This window comes from Cryomorphaceae bacterium 1068 (assembly GCA_027214385.1).
Lineage (GTDB): Bacteria > Bacteroidota > Bacteroidia > Flavobacteriales_D > Cryomorphaceae > JAKVAV01.
On sequence record JAPVXR010000002.1, the window covers coordinates 67,993 to 81,629 of the forward strand.

14 protein-coding genes are annotated in these 13,637 nt (G+C 42.8%); 12 read left to right on the top strand and 2 right to left on the bottom strand.

The window, feature by feature from the left end:
- Window positions 1-316: 316 nt before the first annotated feature.
- From O3Q51_03090 to O3Q51_03105, 4 genes are all read left to right on the top strand, one after another.
- Window positions 317-3,088, top strand: coding sequence for a fasciclin domain-containing protein (locus O3Q51_03090; GenBank protein MCZ4407777.1), 2,772 nt, complete (start codon window positions 317-319; stop codon window positions 3,086-3,088).
- A gap of 100 nt (window positions 3,089-3,188) precedes the next feature.
- Window positions 3,189-4,661 carry a deoxyribodipyrimidine photo-lyase gene (locus O3Q51_03095; GenBank protein MCZ4407778.1) on the top strand — a complete coding sequence of 491 codons (1,473 nt, stop codon included), beginning with the start codon at window positions 3,189-3,191 and terminating at the stop codon, window positions 4,659-4,661.
- Window positions 4,654-4,797 carry a DUF2256 domain-containing protein gene (locus tag O3Q51_03100; protein ID MCZ4407779.1) on the top strand — a complete coding sequence of 48 codons (144 nt, stop codon included), beginning with the start codon at window positions 4,654-4,656 and terminating at the stop codon, window positions 4,795-4,797. Before O3Q51_03095 ends, O3Q51_03100 begins: the two co-directional genes overlap by 8 nt.
- A complete protein-coding gene (locus O3Q51_03105) occupies window positions 4,794-6,203 on the top strand; it encodes a DASH family cryptochrome (protein ID MCZ4407780.1) in 1,410 nt (469 codons plus the stop codon). Before O3Q51_03100 ends, O3Q51_03105 begins: the two co-directional genes overlap by 4 nt.
- Here the strand turns inward: O3Q51_03105 and O3Q51_03110 are convergent, their stop codons facing one another.
- On the bottom strand, window positions 6,204-6,758 hold the full coding sequence (locus O3Q51_03110; protein MCZ4407781.1) for a hypothetical protein: 555 nt from the start codon (window positions 6,756-6,758) through the stop codon (window positions 6,204-6,206). It abuts the gene before it with no gap.
- A gap of 59 nt (window positions 6,759-6,817) precedes the next feature.
- On the opposite strand from O3Q51_03110, the gene O3Q51_03115 reads away from it, so the two are divergent.
- The 8 genes from O3Q51_03115 to O3Q51_03150 are packed head-to-tail and all read left to right on the top strand — an operon-like array spanning window position 6,818 to window position 13,177.
- A complete protein-coding gene (locus O3Q51_03115) occupies window positions 6,818-7,312 on the top strand; it encodes a SelL-related redox protein (GenBank protein MCZ4407782.1) in 495 nt (164 codons plus the stop codon).
- Window positions 7,313-7,318: 6 nt separating this feature from the next.
- A complete protein-coding gene (locus O3Q51_03120; GenBank protein MCZ4407783.1) occupies window positions 7,319-7,783 on the top strand; it encodes a sterol desaturase family protein in 465 nt (154 codons plus the stop codon).
- 19 nt (window positions 7,784-7,802) lie between these two features.
- Window positions 7,803-8,513, top strand: a complete 711-nt coding sequence (locus tag O3Q51_03125; protein MCZ4407784.1) for a lycopene cyclase domain-containing protein — start codon at window positions 7,803-7,805, stop codon at window positions 8,511-8,513.
- 5 nt (window positions 8,514-8,518) lie between these two features.
- Entirely contained in the window at window positions 8,519-8,806 is a 288-nt protein-coding gene (locus O3Q51_03130) for a TIGR03643 family protein (GenBank protein MCZ4407785.1), read from the top strand.
- Window positions 8,806-9,609, top strand: a complete 804-nt coding sequence (locus O3Q51_03135) for an alpha/beta hydrolase (GenBank protein MCZ4407786.1) — start codon at window positions 8,806-8,808, stop codon at window positions 9,607-9,609. The genes O3Q51_03130 and O3Q51_03135 overlap by 1 nt, the downstream gene beginning before the upstream one ends.
- Before the next feature lies 1 nt (window position 9,610).
- Window positions 9,611-10,270: a TetR family transcriptional regulator C-terminal domain-containing protein gene (locus O3Q51_03140; protein ID MCZ4407787.1), complete on the top strand. Its 660-nt coding sequence runs from the start codon at window positions 9,611-9,613 to the stop codon at window positions 10,268-10,270.
- A gap of 9 nt (window positions 10,271-10,279) precedes the next feature.
- Window positions 10,280-11,602, top strand: coding sequence for an AarF/ABC1/UbiB kinase family protein (locus O3Q51_03145; protein ID MCZ4407788.1), 1,323 nt, complete (start codon window positions 10,280-10,282; stop codon window positions 11,600-11,602).
- A 36-nt stretch (window positions 11,603-11,638) separates the two neighbouring features.
- Window positions 11,639-13,177, top strand: a complete 1,539-nt coding sequence (locus tag O3Q51_03150) for a cryptochrome/photolyase family protein (protein ID MCZ4407789.1) — start codon at window positions 11,639-11,641, stop codon at window positions 13,175-13,177.
- Here the strand turns inward: O3Q51_03150 and O3Q51_03155 are convergent.
- Complete coding sequence (locus tag O3Q51_03155) at window positions 13,174-13,572, bottom strand: glyoxalase (protein MCZ4407790.1); 399 nt, start codon at window positions 13,570-13,572, stop codon at window positions 13,174-13,176. The two genes, O3Q51_03150 and O3Q51_03155, sit on opposite strands and share 4 nt — an antisense overlap.
- Window positions 13,573-13,637: the final 65 nt, after the last annotated feature.

The following is a 13,637-nucleotide window of genomic DNA, read 5'->3' on the forward strand; positions in this document are numbered from 1 at the left end:
TGAAAGGGCTCTCGCTAAAGAAAAATTCTTTTCAGTTTTTTATAGTAATGAGCGTTTTTCGAGTCCAAGTTTTTGTATTGTCGAAACAGGTGCTGTATAAGAATTAAAAATCACGTAATCAGTTATATATGTCTGAATTTCTTCAAAAAATGATCAAAAACCTTTTAGGAAGCTTTACTCGAAACCCCATTTCTTGTTTAACAATTTAACTTGTATAGTCAACATTAATTAAACACTGCTGTTGATTTTAGCGACAATTCTCGGCTTGAAAGTTAAATTTGTCGAGAACCTTTCCTATAAACCTAAATGTAATCCCATGAAAAAGTTTTTACTTTCCCTTTTATCGGCGGTTGTCCTGAGTTTTTCAACTCAAGCACAGACGATATACACCTTGATTCAGAACAGCCCTGACCACACAATTTTAGAAGCAGCTATTGATGCATCAAATTTGTCAGGAGCCCTTCAAGGTCCAGGTCCACTTACGGTATTTGCTCCAACAGACGCTGCATTTGAAGCCTTGCCGGAGAATTTGGTTGACGCTTTATTGACTGATCCTACCGGTCTGTTGCGCGACATCGTTCTCTATCACGTTACCCCTGGAAATAATAGTTCGGGATCTCTTTCAGATGGCCAGATCTTAACCACCTTGCTTTCAGGTCAAACTACTACAGTTTCTATTGACGGAACAACGGTCATGATTAATATGTCAACTGTAACCGATCCTGATGTAACTGCATCGAATGGTGTTATTCATGTCATCGATGCCGTTTTGATTCCCGGAAACGCGGAGACTGTTTATGACATTATCGTTGAGAGCGATGACCACACCACGCTCGAGGCAGCGGTAAACGCGGCCGAACTAGATGGCGCGCTTCAGGACGGAGAGGCTCTTACTGTTTTCGCACCTACAGACGCTGCTTTTGCAGCATTACCTGAAAATTTGGTAAACGCACTTCTCGAAGATCCTACAGGAACTTTAGCCGAGGTATTGCTTTACCATGTCGTTGGATCTATTGCTCCATCGAGCACATTGACTCAAGATCAAGCCATTACTACTCTTTTTGGAGAAGATGTAATTGTCGATCTAGTTGGAGGCGTCTTTATCAATGGAGCCGAAGTTACTGTTGCAGATATTCCTGCAATTAATGGAGTCGTTCACGTTATAGATGCTGTATTGGTCCCTGAAGGAGCCACTACCATTTTGGATATTGTTGCGAACAGCGATGATCACAACACACTTGAAACAGCAGTTATAGCTGCAGAATTGGACGGTACGCTTAGCGGTCCGGGTACATTTACTTTGTTTGCCCCAACTGATGCAGCATTTGATGCTTTACCCTCAGGTGTTCTTGATATTCTGCTTGCTGACCCAACGGGGGCATTGGCAGATGTTCTTCTTTATCATGTTGCCGGTTCAATTGAATTGGCCGCAGATCTATCAGACGGACAAGTAATTCCTACGGTGAATGGTCAGGATGTTACAGTGTCAATTGTTGGTGAGGATGTCTTCATCAACGACGCACAAGTAACCGTAGCTAACTTGCCTGCCATTAACGGTGTGGTGCACGTTATTGATGCGGTATTAGTCCCTGCCGACGCTATTTGTGTTGATTTAGCAGCAGGACCCTTCACTGACTTTAACACAACATTCGGAGGCGCACCTGTTTCTGAATTTGGTGTATGCCCTACCAATCAACTAACAGGGTTCGAAGCATGGGCAAGTGAATCTTATACTGTAGATAATTTCGTTGCAGGCCAGGAATATACATTCTCGATTTGTGATGGCCCGGGTGCAGGCACTTGGGATGCTGAACTTACTGTATTCGATCCCGATGGAGGATTAGTAGCCATTGCTCAGGACTGCCAGATTACTTGGACAGCTCCCGTTGATGGAACTTACATTATAGGTATTCAGGAAGTTGGAGAGTGCGGCGATAGCTCACCTAACCAAGGGACCAACAATGGATTCCCAACGCTTTCATGTACTTCTGACAACACAGTATTTACGATCATTTCAAATAGCGAAGATCATAACACGCTGGAAGCGGCTATCCTCGCAGCAGAATTGGCAGGAACACTTTCAGGTGAAGGTACCTTCACAGTATTTGCTCCGACAGATGATGCATTTGCAGCATTAGACCCTGTTCTACTTGAAGCTCTTTTGGCTGATCCGACTAACCTCTTGGCTGATATTCTTCTTTACCACGTAGCTCCAATCACAGCACTTTCAGGTGATCTTACAGATGGGCAAATGGTAACTACCGTAAACGGTGAAGACGTTACTATTACTCTTGATGGTGATGATGTATTGGTAAATGGTGCATTGGTTACTGTTGCCGACTTAGAAGCTGACAACGGTGTAGTTCACGTAATTAACGCAGTTCTCCTTCCAACTGAATTGACCACTGTTTATGACATCGTGGTGGATAGCGATATTCATAATACGTTGGAAATAGCCATCAATACTGCAGGTCTAGATGGAGCGCTTAGCGGCGACGCTGGAAACGTAACGTTATTCGCACCTACGGATGAAGCATTTGACAATTTACCTGATGGAGTATTGGACGCACTTTTAGCTGATCCGGAAGGAGACCTTACTGAGGTTCTTCTTTATCACGTGATTGAGGGTTTCAATATTGCAGCCAATATCACAGCAGGAGATGTGGAAACTCTTTTTGGAGAGGACATTACCGTTACAATTGATGGAGAGAACGTTATGGTAAATGATGCCATGGTTATCGTTACAGACCTTGTTGGAATCAACGGTGTCGTTCACGTAATAGACGCCGTATTGGTACCAACTACTTTGAGTGTAGATCAAATCAATGCAGTTGAGTCTTTCTCAGTATTCCCTAATCCTGCTAACAACGTGATGAATGTTGAGTTGGAAATGGTCTCTAGTGAAAGAATCTCAATCGACTTTGTCAACATGCTTGGTCAAGTTGTGAAAAGCGTAGACCTAGGTCAAAGAAGCACAGGATTGAACCGTGAGGTAATCGACATCCAAGATATGGCTGACGGTTTCTACCTTATGAATGTGACTATCGGAAACGACCAGCTTACGCACAAGATTCAAGTTGTGAGATAAGCAAGTCTTATTTTATTTTTTGAAAGCCGTCTTCCCTTGGAAGACGGCTTTTTTGTTTTAGTCAAAACATCATGCTTAGAAATACTGTTCCCTTTGTTAGATGAGAAAACCAATAAATGTCCTTTGGTTTAAGCGCGACTTAAGACTTTCCGATCACGAGCCGCTTATGGAAGCTTTGAAAATAAAAGAGCCTTTGTTGCTGCTCTATGTTTTTGAACCCAGCTTGCTCCGTCATCCGAATTATAGTGACATGCACTGGAGCTTCGTCTGGGAGGCATTGATGGATTTATCCCATCAATTAAAAGAGTATCAAGTTGGCTTGAGGATAGCTTTCGCTGAAGTAGAAGAGGTATTCACTCAACTGCAGCTCGAATTCGAAGTAAAAACGGTTTTCTCTCATGCTGAAACGGGACTCAAAGCCACCTATGATCGAGACATAGCGCTGATAGACTATTTTTCGAAAGAGGGAATCATTTGGAGGGAGTACCAGCAAAACGGAGTAGTCAGAAAACTGAGCAATCGATCATCTTGGTTAAAGCGATGGTATAGTTATATGTCCGCTGAAACCGCTACTCCGGACTTGAACCGCTTGAGAAAGTTATCGCTTTTGAATAAGACCGAAATAGGAAGAGACTTACCGTATCCTTCTTGGCTTTCAAGAAACCCAATGAGGCAATCAGCTAAAAGAGAAAAAGGGATGCGCTACCTAAAGAGCTTTTGCACTGAGCGCTCAAAGAATTATGGTAAAGGCATCTCCAAGCCTGAGCTCTCGCGAAAAAGCTGTAGCCGGATGTCGCCATATTTGAGTTGGGGAATATTCTCGGTACGCGAGGTCTACCAAGCTATGAATGTAGCCAAGAAAGCCGGGCAAGGATCAAAGTCGGGACTTAATGCTGCTATGATTCGTCTGCGCTGGCACTGTCACTTTATCCAAAAGTTTGAAATGGAAGAGCGCATCGAATATGAGAATTTTAACAAGGCCTACGACCTTTTGGAAAAACCGATCAATGCAAAGTTACTGGCAGCTTGGATGACTGGCACAACGGGCTTTCCGATGGTAGATGCTTGCATGCGTTGTTTGCGCGAAACGGGATATGTCAACTTCCGCATGAGGGCGATGTTGACCAGCTTTGCCGTTCACCATTTGTGGCAGCCATGGAAGCCCGTATCAATGCATTTGTCCAGAATCTTTTTGGATTTTGAACCAGGAATTCATTACCCGCAAATTCAAATGCAAGCCGGAATGACGGGGATCAATACCATCCGAATTTACAATCCTATTAAGCAATCGATTGACCATGATCCTCACGGTACATTTATTAAGAAATGGGTTCCTGAATTGACGGATTTACCGAGCGATGCCATTCATAAACCTTGGGAGCTTGGTCCGATCGACCAGCAGCTTTTTGATTTTATTCCCGGAAGGAATTACCCGATTCCGATTATAAATTTGGATAGTGCGCGCAAAGAGGCATCTGATCGACTTTATGGAATGCGAAAGACGAAGGCAGGGCGAAAAGAGTCTACCCGGATCTTGGCAAGACACACCAATCCGGGACCTCGAAATGCATAAAGGAAACAAATCATACCTGCCCGAAAAGCCTTGTGTTTTCTGTGGTAAGCCAATGACTTGGCGAAAGAAATGGGAGAAAAATTGGGATGAGGTAAAATACTGCAGCGATCGCTGCCGAAAAAACAAATCGAAGTGAAGAGAGGAATAGTTTGGTTTAGAAATGATTTGCGTGTGACCGATAACGAAGCGCTTTATGGTGCGGCTCAGGAGTGTGATGAGGTAATTCCAGTCTACGTGTTCGACCCATCATATCTGCATAGTGAGAGATACGGATCCGGAAAATTTGGTGCGCGCAGAGTCAAGTTCGTTTTGAAAAGTCTGGAGGATTTGAAGAGATCTCTCAACGCTCTTGGCGGCTCCCTGATAGTTGAAATTGGTAAGCCTGATCAGGTGCTTTCGCGAATAGCAGAAGAGCATGGTGTAACAGCACTATTTGCTCAAAAAGAGGTGACTCAGGAGGAGGTCGAAGTCGAGCAAGCGATAAAACGATCTCTGAAAGAATCAGTTGTTGTCAAATTCTTTTACGGTCATTCGCTCTACAACCCCGATGACATTCCTTTCGAAACAGAGAATATCCCTGATATCTTTTCCAATTTCAGAAAGAAGTGCGAGAAAGAATCTGAAGTGCGGTCTATCTTTCCGATTCCTGAAAAGTTAAAGGTGCCCAAAGCTCTTCATTCTGCAGATATTCCTGAACTCATAGATTTGGGTTTTGAGCCAAAGCCAATTTCTGAAAAAGCGGCGGTAGCATACAAAGGCGGTGAGCGTGAGGCTAGGAAACGTCTGGAAAATTATTTGTGGGAAACCCATAACATCAGCACCTATAAGAGTACCCGTAACGGATTACTCGGGTTGGATTATTCTTCCAAATTTTCAGGATGGTTGGCCCATGGATGTATTTCGCCACGTATGATTTATAGTGAAGTGAAGCGCTATGAGAAGTCCGTGAAGAAAAACTCTTCCACTTATTGGATGGTCTTTGAATTGATTTGGAGAGACTACTTCCGCTATGTTGCCATGAAGTTTGGTAATGAGCTTTTCTATCCGGGAGGAATTAGAAATGAGGAAATGGACTGGAAGATCGACATAGAGAAGTTGGAAGCATGGAAGAAGGGGGAAACAGGTATTCCTTTCGTCGATGCAAATATGAAAGAACTGAACGAAACCGGATTTATGAGTAACCGTGGTCGTCAAATCGTTGCGAGCTATCTGGTTAAAGACCTGAAACAAGATTGGCGTTGTGGTGCGGCCTATTTTGAGCAGGAGCTTATCGACTATGACGTGACCAGCAACTGGGGCAACTGGGCTTATGTCGCGGGTGTGGGCAATGATCCTAGGGAAAACCGCTACTTCAACATTTTGACGCAAGCAAATCGATACGACGGCAAAGGCGAATACATCAAACATTGGCTTCCCGAGCTATCTGATCTGCCGTTGGATTTCATTCACAAACCTTGGGAACTATCTGATTCGGAGAAGAGCAAGTATGGTTTACACGGCTCTGCTTTTGGGAAACCGATATATGTGAACACAAAGTGGTGATCAGATTTTTCCGAGTAATCTGAAATAGTCTGTTAGAGTTCGTTTCACCGAAACGTTCATGGTTTCAGAGAACCATACTACTTCGTTTTCCTTGGCAAGGCCTAATTTTTCATTCTTATCTAATGCTTTATAGATGTCTCGTGCGAAAATATATTGTGACTCATTTGACATCTCAGGAAACGTTAAAGTATCGGTCTTGATACCAGATGAATCTGCGACCACGGCGAGAAATGCCCTGGTATTTATAAATGCAGTGTCAAGACGTATAAAAGTCTCATTTGTTCGCCAATTATTGTACAAGGCAAATGGTAGCGTCGGTAAGGAGTCTTTAAAAATGCTCTCCAGGCGGTAAACCTCCAATATGCCCTCAGCTTCTGAATTATGCTTGTAGTAAAACGACCTCACATTTTTAAAGTACAATTCTGCCGATTCGGTGGTGGCAAATCCGATTGTGTCGATCTTATCAGGACGCTCATCAGGGAGCGTCAACAAGATGATGGCCAGCATGCAAATCGTCCAAAGCAAGAACCATTTGAAGAGTTTAGCGTTTTTCACAACTACTAAACAATACTATTGTAGCCTTGTTTAAGTAAAAGCCTAATAGAAAGGACTGTATGAATTTTATTACCAATAGAGGAGAAAGCTTAGTTGAGTTGGCCGAGAATCAAAAAGTACTGTTGGTTTTTCTGCGGCACTTCGGGTGCACATTTTGCAGAGAAACAATGGCAGACTTGGCCGAAGTACGTCATGATATTGAATCGAAAGGAGTCAAAATAGTGATCGTGCATATGGTAAAAAGTGAAATGGCTGCGGATATGCTGAAGTTATATCACTTAGAAGATATTAGCCACATCTCCGACATTCATCAAAAACTATACAACCGCTTTGGATTGTACAAAGTGAGTTTCAGGGCGCTGTTTGGAATCAAAAATTGGTGGAGAGCCTTTGTGGCCGGCGTTGTGAAAGGGCATCTTATCGGAAAACCTGCTGGAGATCCATTTCAAATGCCGGGTATCGTTTTATTTCACAAGAAGAAGGTTATTAATAACTTTGCCTACAGGTACGTTTCCGACCGTCCCGACTTGGTGAAAGTCGCCAAAATAGCCTGAAACTAAATGGTTTTAAACTTTCTCATTTTAGTGTCCACATTCTTCTTTATGGAGTTTATGGCTTGGTTCACACACAAGTATGTGATGCATGGCTTGGGATGGTATTTTCACAGAGACCACCATCAGCATGAACGTGGTTTTTTTGAGAAAAACGACGTGTTCTTTCTCATTTTTGCCATTCCCTCATGGTTATTTACCATGTTCGGAATGATGGATGGAAATGATTGGAAGTTATTTGTGGGCTTGGGGATAGCACTTTACGGTCTGAGCTATTTCTTGGTGCATGATGTTTTCATTCACCGGAGATTCGATTGGTTCAAACGAACCGATAATGTATATTTCAGAGCGATTCGAAAAGCGCACAAGGTTCACCATAAGCATTTGAATAAAGAAGAAGGAGAATGCTTTGGGATGCTGATTGTGCCTTTCAAGTATTTCCGCGAAGCAAAGCGCTCGATGAAAACATCGTGAACCATCAATAGCACGGCACTTGGAGCACTACTATTATCTTATACTCGACCTGCTCACCCTCTCCTATCCATTAGCGAAGAGTTTCGAGAGCCGTTTAAAATTCGTGAGGTATTGGCCCGGAGTTTTTTTAGGAATCGCAGTCATGTCGATTCTGTTCGTTCCATGGGATGTCTGGTTTACCTCAAAGGGGGTTTGGGGATTTAATGAGCAGTACATTTCGGGTATTCATATAGCTAACCTTCCTATCGAGGAATGGCTGTTTTTTATCGTTGTTCCTTTCGCCTGCTCTTTTATTTATGAAGTGCTCAATTATTTCTTACCCAATTCACCCCTCAAGCCTGCCCAAGACAAAATCACAGCTGTGCTCATTTTAGTGAGTTTCGTTTTATCCGTCCTTTTTGTTGACAGGATTTACACCTTCACCACCTTTTCACTTCTTTGTCTCTTGTTGATCTGGCACTTGCTCATTAACAAAAGTGATTACCTCGGTCAGTTCTTTCTGGCATTTTTAATCATCCAGATACCGTTCTTGATGGTGAACGGTGCTCTGACAGGACTATTCACTGAAGAGCCGATAGTGTGGTACAACAATGCCGAAAATCTCAATTTGAGAATACTCACAATCCCTGTTGATGACATTGGCTACAACATGCTTATGCTTTTGATTGTTATAACCGTACTTGAGCAATACAAAGTGAGAAAATTCTCAGGCGTATTGACCGTTAGTTAGTTCAAATGAATCTGAAAAAAGTCGAAGAAAAGTTGGGAGAAAGAGGGCTGGATCGAGTAATCGAGATGGCTTGGGAAGATCGTACTACCTTTGATACCATTGAAGATCAGTTCGGTATTTCTGAGAAAGTGGTCATCAATCTCATGCGGAGAAATATGAAGCCTTCAAGTTTCAGAATGTGGAGAAAGAGAGTGCAAGGTCGAGTGACCAAACACGCGGGGACTTCTCCCGCGGATAGATTTAAATGCAGTCGTCAGAGAAATATCTCAGGCAATAAAATATCCAAAAGATAGTGTCTAAACCAAACTCCATACTTCATTACGAAATTCATCATACTCAAGAGCATGAGGCATGGATGGTTTTTGTGCACGGCGCCGGAGGCAGCGTGCGAACCTGGCAAAAGCAAGTCGATTTTTTCAAGGGAAAATTTAATCTTTTGCTCATCGACCTTCGTGATCACGGAAAATCAAAAGATCTCGAGTCTGATAAAGCATTTGGTTTTGATCTGGTAGGAAATGACGTTATCGACGTGATGGATAATCTCGGGATTGAAGAAGCTCATTTTATCGGTGTTTCAATGGGAAGCATTGTGATTCGACACATCGAGCTTTTGACTCCTGAGAGAGTTACCTCTGTGGTTCTTGCCGGCGGAATATTTAAAATGAGCCGCAAGATTAAAGTGTTGGCATTTTCAGCTCGAGCCCTTTCGGCAATTCTGCCGTTTCAAACGCTTTATCAAGTGTTTGCGGTGGTATTGCTTCCGCGAAACAATCATTCCGCCTCGAGAAGAGTATTTATTCGAGAAGCTCAAAAACTAAAAGATAAAGAAGCCAAGAAGTGGTTTGGACTATTGAAAAAACTTAATCGAACGCTTAAAGATCTTTTTTCGAAAAGGATAGAAGCACCCTGCCTAATCGTTATGGGAGAGCAGGACCATGTATTTCTTCAGCCAGCTAGAGATTACGTTGAAAAATATGGAGAGGTACTTCTGGAGACGATTGACCGATGTGGACATGTCTGCAATATTGAGCGGGCAGCTGAGTTCAATCAGCGATGCTTCAGCTTTATTTTAAAATTGGAACAAAGAACCGTGTAGAATGGCAACAAAAACGAGAACAACAAAAGCGAAAATAACACCCAAGCACATTATTGATGCTTATTTGAAATATGTATTGACGGAAGGTAAGCAGCCACCGTCTGTGTTCAAATTTGCCGATGACTTAGGCATAGGTGAAGCAGATTTCTATTCGCATTTTACTTCATTCGAATCGATTGAAAAGCACATTTGGGAAGACCTTATGGCTGAAACGCTCAAAGCGATAGAGAAAGATTCGAATTACGAGTCTTTTAACGCTCGGGAGAAATTACTCTCTTTCTACTACACTCATTTAGAGGTGATGAAAGGAAGACGTAGCTTTATCATGATGCGTTGGACGGGATTGAAGGAAGTTATGAAAACACCGGACAGCCTTAAATCTTATAAAGAGCATTTTTTGAAATTCGCGAAACGAGTTATTGTAGAAGGCATCAATGGTGATGAGATCAAGGAGCGCTCATTTATCTCAGATCGATACGATCAAGCTTTTTGGCTGCAGTTGGTTTTTGTGATCGATTTCTGGGTGAAAGATACTAGTGCTGATTTTGAGCAGACAGATGCTGCCATTGAGAAAGCGGTGAATCTGTCGTTTGAATTATTGAGCGAATCCACTTTGGATCGTGCCGTCGATTTTGTGAAGTTTCTTTGGCAAACAAAATAAGAGAAGGAGATGAAAGAGCAACACAAGATTCCTGTCTCTAAGGTTCAACGTGCCGCAAAATTTGTGGGAACGGGAGCCAAGATGGGAGGAAATTACCTGAAGTATTACGCCAAGAAAATGGTTGATCCCGAAATGAGTCGGGACTCACTGGACGAAGCCAATGCAGCTGATGTGTACGAATCATTGAGTCAATTGAAGGGAAGCGCCCTGAAGGTGGCCCAAATGATGTCGATGGATCAAAACGTATTGCCAAAGGCTTATACCGATAAGTTTCAAATGGCGCAATACAATGCACCGCCATTGTCTTATCCCCTGGTTGTAAAGACATTCAAGAAGTATTTTGGCGAAAGCCCGGACGAACTTTTCGATACATTTTCCGCGAAAGCTCTGAATGCGGCCTCGATTGGTCAAGTTCACCAAGCCACACTAAAGGGAAAAAAGTTGGCTGTCAAGATTCAGTATCCTGGAGTGGCGAATAGCGTTTCCAGCGATTTGAAATTGGCCAAACCCATTGCCATGCGCTTGATGAATGTGAAGGGCAAGGATTTAGACAAATACCTCCAAGAAGTCGAAGAGAAGCTCTTGGAAGAAACGGATTACAGTTTGGAATTGCGTCGATCAATTGACCTAACTAAAAAGTGCCGGGATCTGAACATTCGCTTTCCAAAGTACTACCCTGAATACTCCTCCGAACGCGTTATCACAATGGATTGGATCGATGGAACTCACTTGAGTGAGTGGATTGCAACCAATCCTTCACAAGAGAAGCGAAACGAGATAGGGCAAGCTCTATGGGACTTTTACAATTACCAAATTCATGAACTCCATATGGTTCATGCCGATCCTCATCCGGGAAACTTTCTGATTACTGATGAGGGCCAATTGGCTGTCTTGGATTTTGGCTGTGTCAAAGAAATTCCACTTGACTTTTATAGCGACTACTTCCGGTTTATGGATATAGAGTTGGTGGGAAAACCGCTTGAATTCAATGCGCTCCTTCACAAAATGGAATTTCTTCTCCCTGAAGACAAACCCGCAGAAACGGAGTACTTCACGCGCGTCTTCGGTGAAATGGTGTCGCTTCTATGCCAGCCCTTTGGAGTGGATGAATTTGATTTTAGTAGCAAAGAATACTTCGCTGGTATTTATGCTTTGGGAGACCAAGTTGCTGCTAATAAGCAGTTCCGAAAGAGCAATGCAGCACGAGGTTCGAAGCACGGAATTTACATCAATCGCACCTATTTCGGTTTGTATAACATTCTGCACATGCTTGAAGCCAACGTCAAGACCAAGGTTCCGACTGACCTCTTAAAAATGCCAAAGGCATCTTAAAATCAAACCTTCCTTTTTGGCGCTTGTTATTGCCTTATGCCAAATAAAGAGTTAAGGTTAGTACTCGGAGATCAACTCAACCGCCAACACAGCTGGTGGGATGATGATCCCGAAGGAATAGTAGTGCTGATCTGCGAAGCGCGATCAGAGACTGATTATGTAAAACATCACATCCAAAAAGTCGTGGCTTTCTTTTTGGCCATGAGAGACTTTGCCTTCTGGCTCGAAGAAAGAGGTTTTGAAGTGATCTACGTCAAATTAGATGATGAGCTCAATCAAGGCTCCATTGTCGAAAACCTTAGGTACCATATTGATAAAAAAAAGTGCACTTCTTGGGCTTATCAGCTCCCTGATGAATACCGACTTGATGAGGCTTTAAAAGGTCTCTCAAGTTCGCTCGATATTCCTCTTAGAGTAACAGATACTGAGCATTTTTTATCTGAGAGAGACGATTTGGCTACTTTCTTTAAAGGGAAGAAGACCTATTTGATGGAGTCGTTTTACCGCGACATGCGGAAAAAGTACGATATCCTGATGGATGGGGAAAACCCGACAGACGGACAGTGGAATTTCGACAAGCAAAACCGCAAAAGTCTTCCGAAAGCCCATACGGTAATTGACCCGAAAACATACTCAAAGGATGTTGTAGAAATTACTGAAATGCTCGAGAAAGAGGGAGTCACAACTATTGGGCGTATCGATCCTTATAATTTTATCTGGCCCGTTTCACGTCGAGAAGGGCTGAGTATGCTCCGCTTTTTCATCGACGAGTGCCTGACCAATTTTGGAGATTTTCAGGATGCGATGCGTCAGGATGAATGGTCTGTTTATCATTCCCGACTCAGCTTTTTGATGAATAGTAAAATCCTGAGTCCGAAGGAAGTAATAGAACGAGTCGAAGAAGCTTGGCGAGACGATAAAAGCAGGTATCCCATCTCGGCAGTTGAGGGCTTTATTCGTCAAATTTTGGGCTGGCGGGAGTACATGCGCGGCGTTTATTGGGCTAAGATGCCCGATTATTCCGAGATGAATTATTTTGGTCATGATAGAAAGCTCCCTGAATGGTATTGGACAGGTGAGACAAAAATGAACTGCATGAGTCAATCCATTGGTCAGTCTTTGGATTATGCTTACGCCCATCATATTCAGCGATTAATGGTAACCGGGAATTTCGCACTACTGGCAGGAATTCATCCCAATGAAGTAGATGCGTGGTATTTGGGAGTCTATATCGACGCTATTGAATGGGTAGAAATTACCAATACCAGGGGAATGAGCCAATTTGCCGATGGCGGAATAGTTGGCACCAAACCCTATATCTCTTCTGCTAATTACATCGACAAGATGAGTGACTATTGCAAAAATTGTCACTATTCCAAGTCGAAGAAAACAGGAGAAAAGGCGTGTCCCTTCAATTCACTCTATTGGGATTTTTACGATCGTCATAGAGATAAATTGGAGAAAAATCCAAGAATAGGCTTTGTCTACCCAACCTTGAACAAGATGAATAGCGAAAAGAGAGCAGAGCTCCTAAAGCAGGCTGATGAATACTTAAAAAATCTTGACAATCTCTAAAAGAGCATTTCGAGCTGATCTTGGATACGCTTGGTAAGTAGCATCACAATTCGCTTGTTGATCTCGGTCTTGTTCTCGCAGTAGTAGGAGTACTCATCCAAAGTCATTACGCTCACCACCGACGCAATAAGAGAGTTCTTGATCCGAGAATCACTCTTTAAAACGTCCTGGATATAGTTCTTCTGTACTTGGCTATTGTAGGCGTTAAATGCTGGTTTGAATTTAATCAGATACTGCTTGAATTGTGCAAGAATAATGCTGTTTTGAAATTTTAGAATTGGTCTGAGCACATCATTTTGAAATGCCCCGATAGGCTTATCACCGGTCGCATTTTCATTCTCAAGCGAAATACCCGGTCTAAGCTGAATTAATCTGTCATCACGTTCACTTGTCATAGTTAAGACTCTTTGTTAGATAACAAACAAATGCAGCCCAAGTTCTAAGGCCTTACATCCGTTTT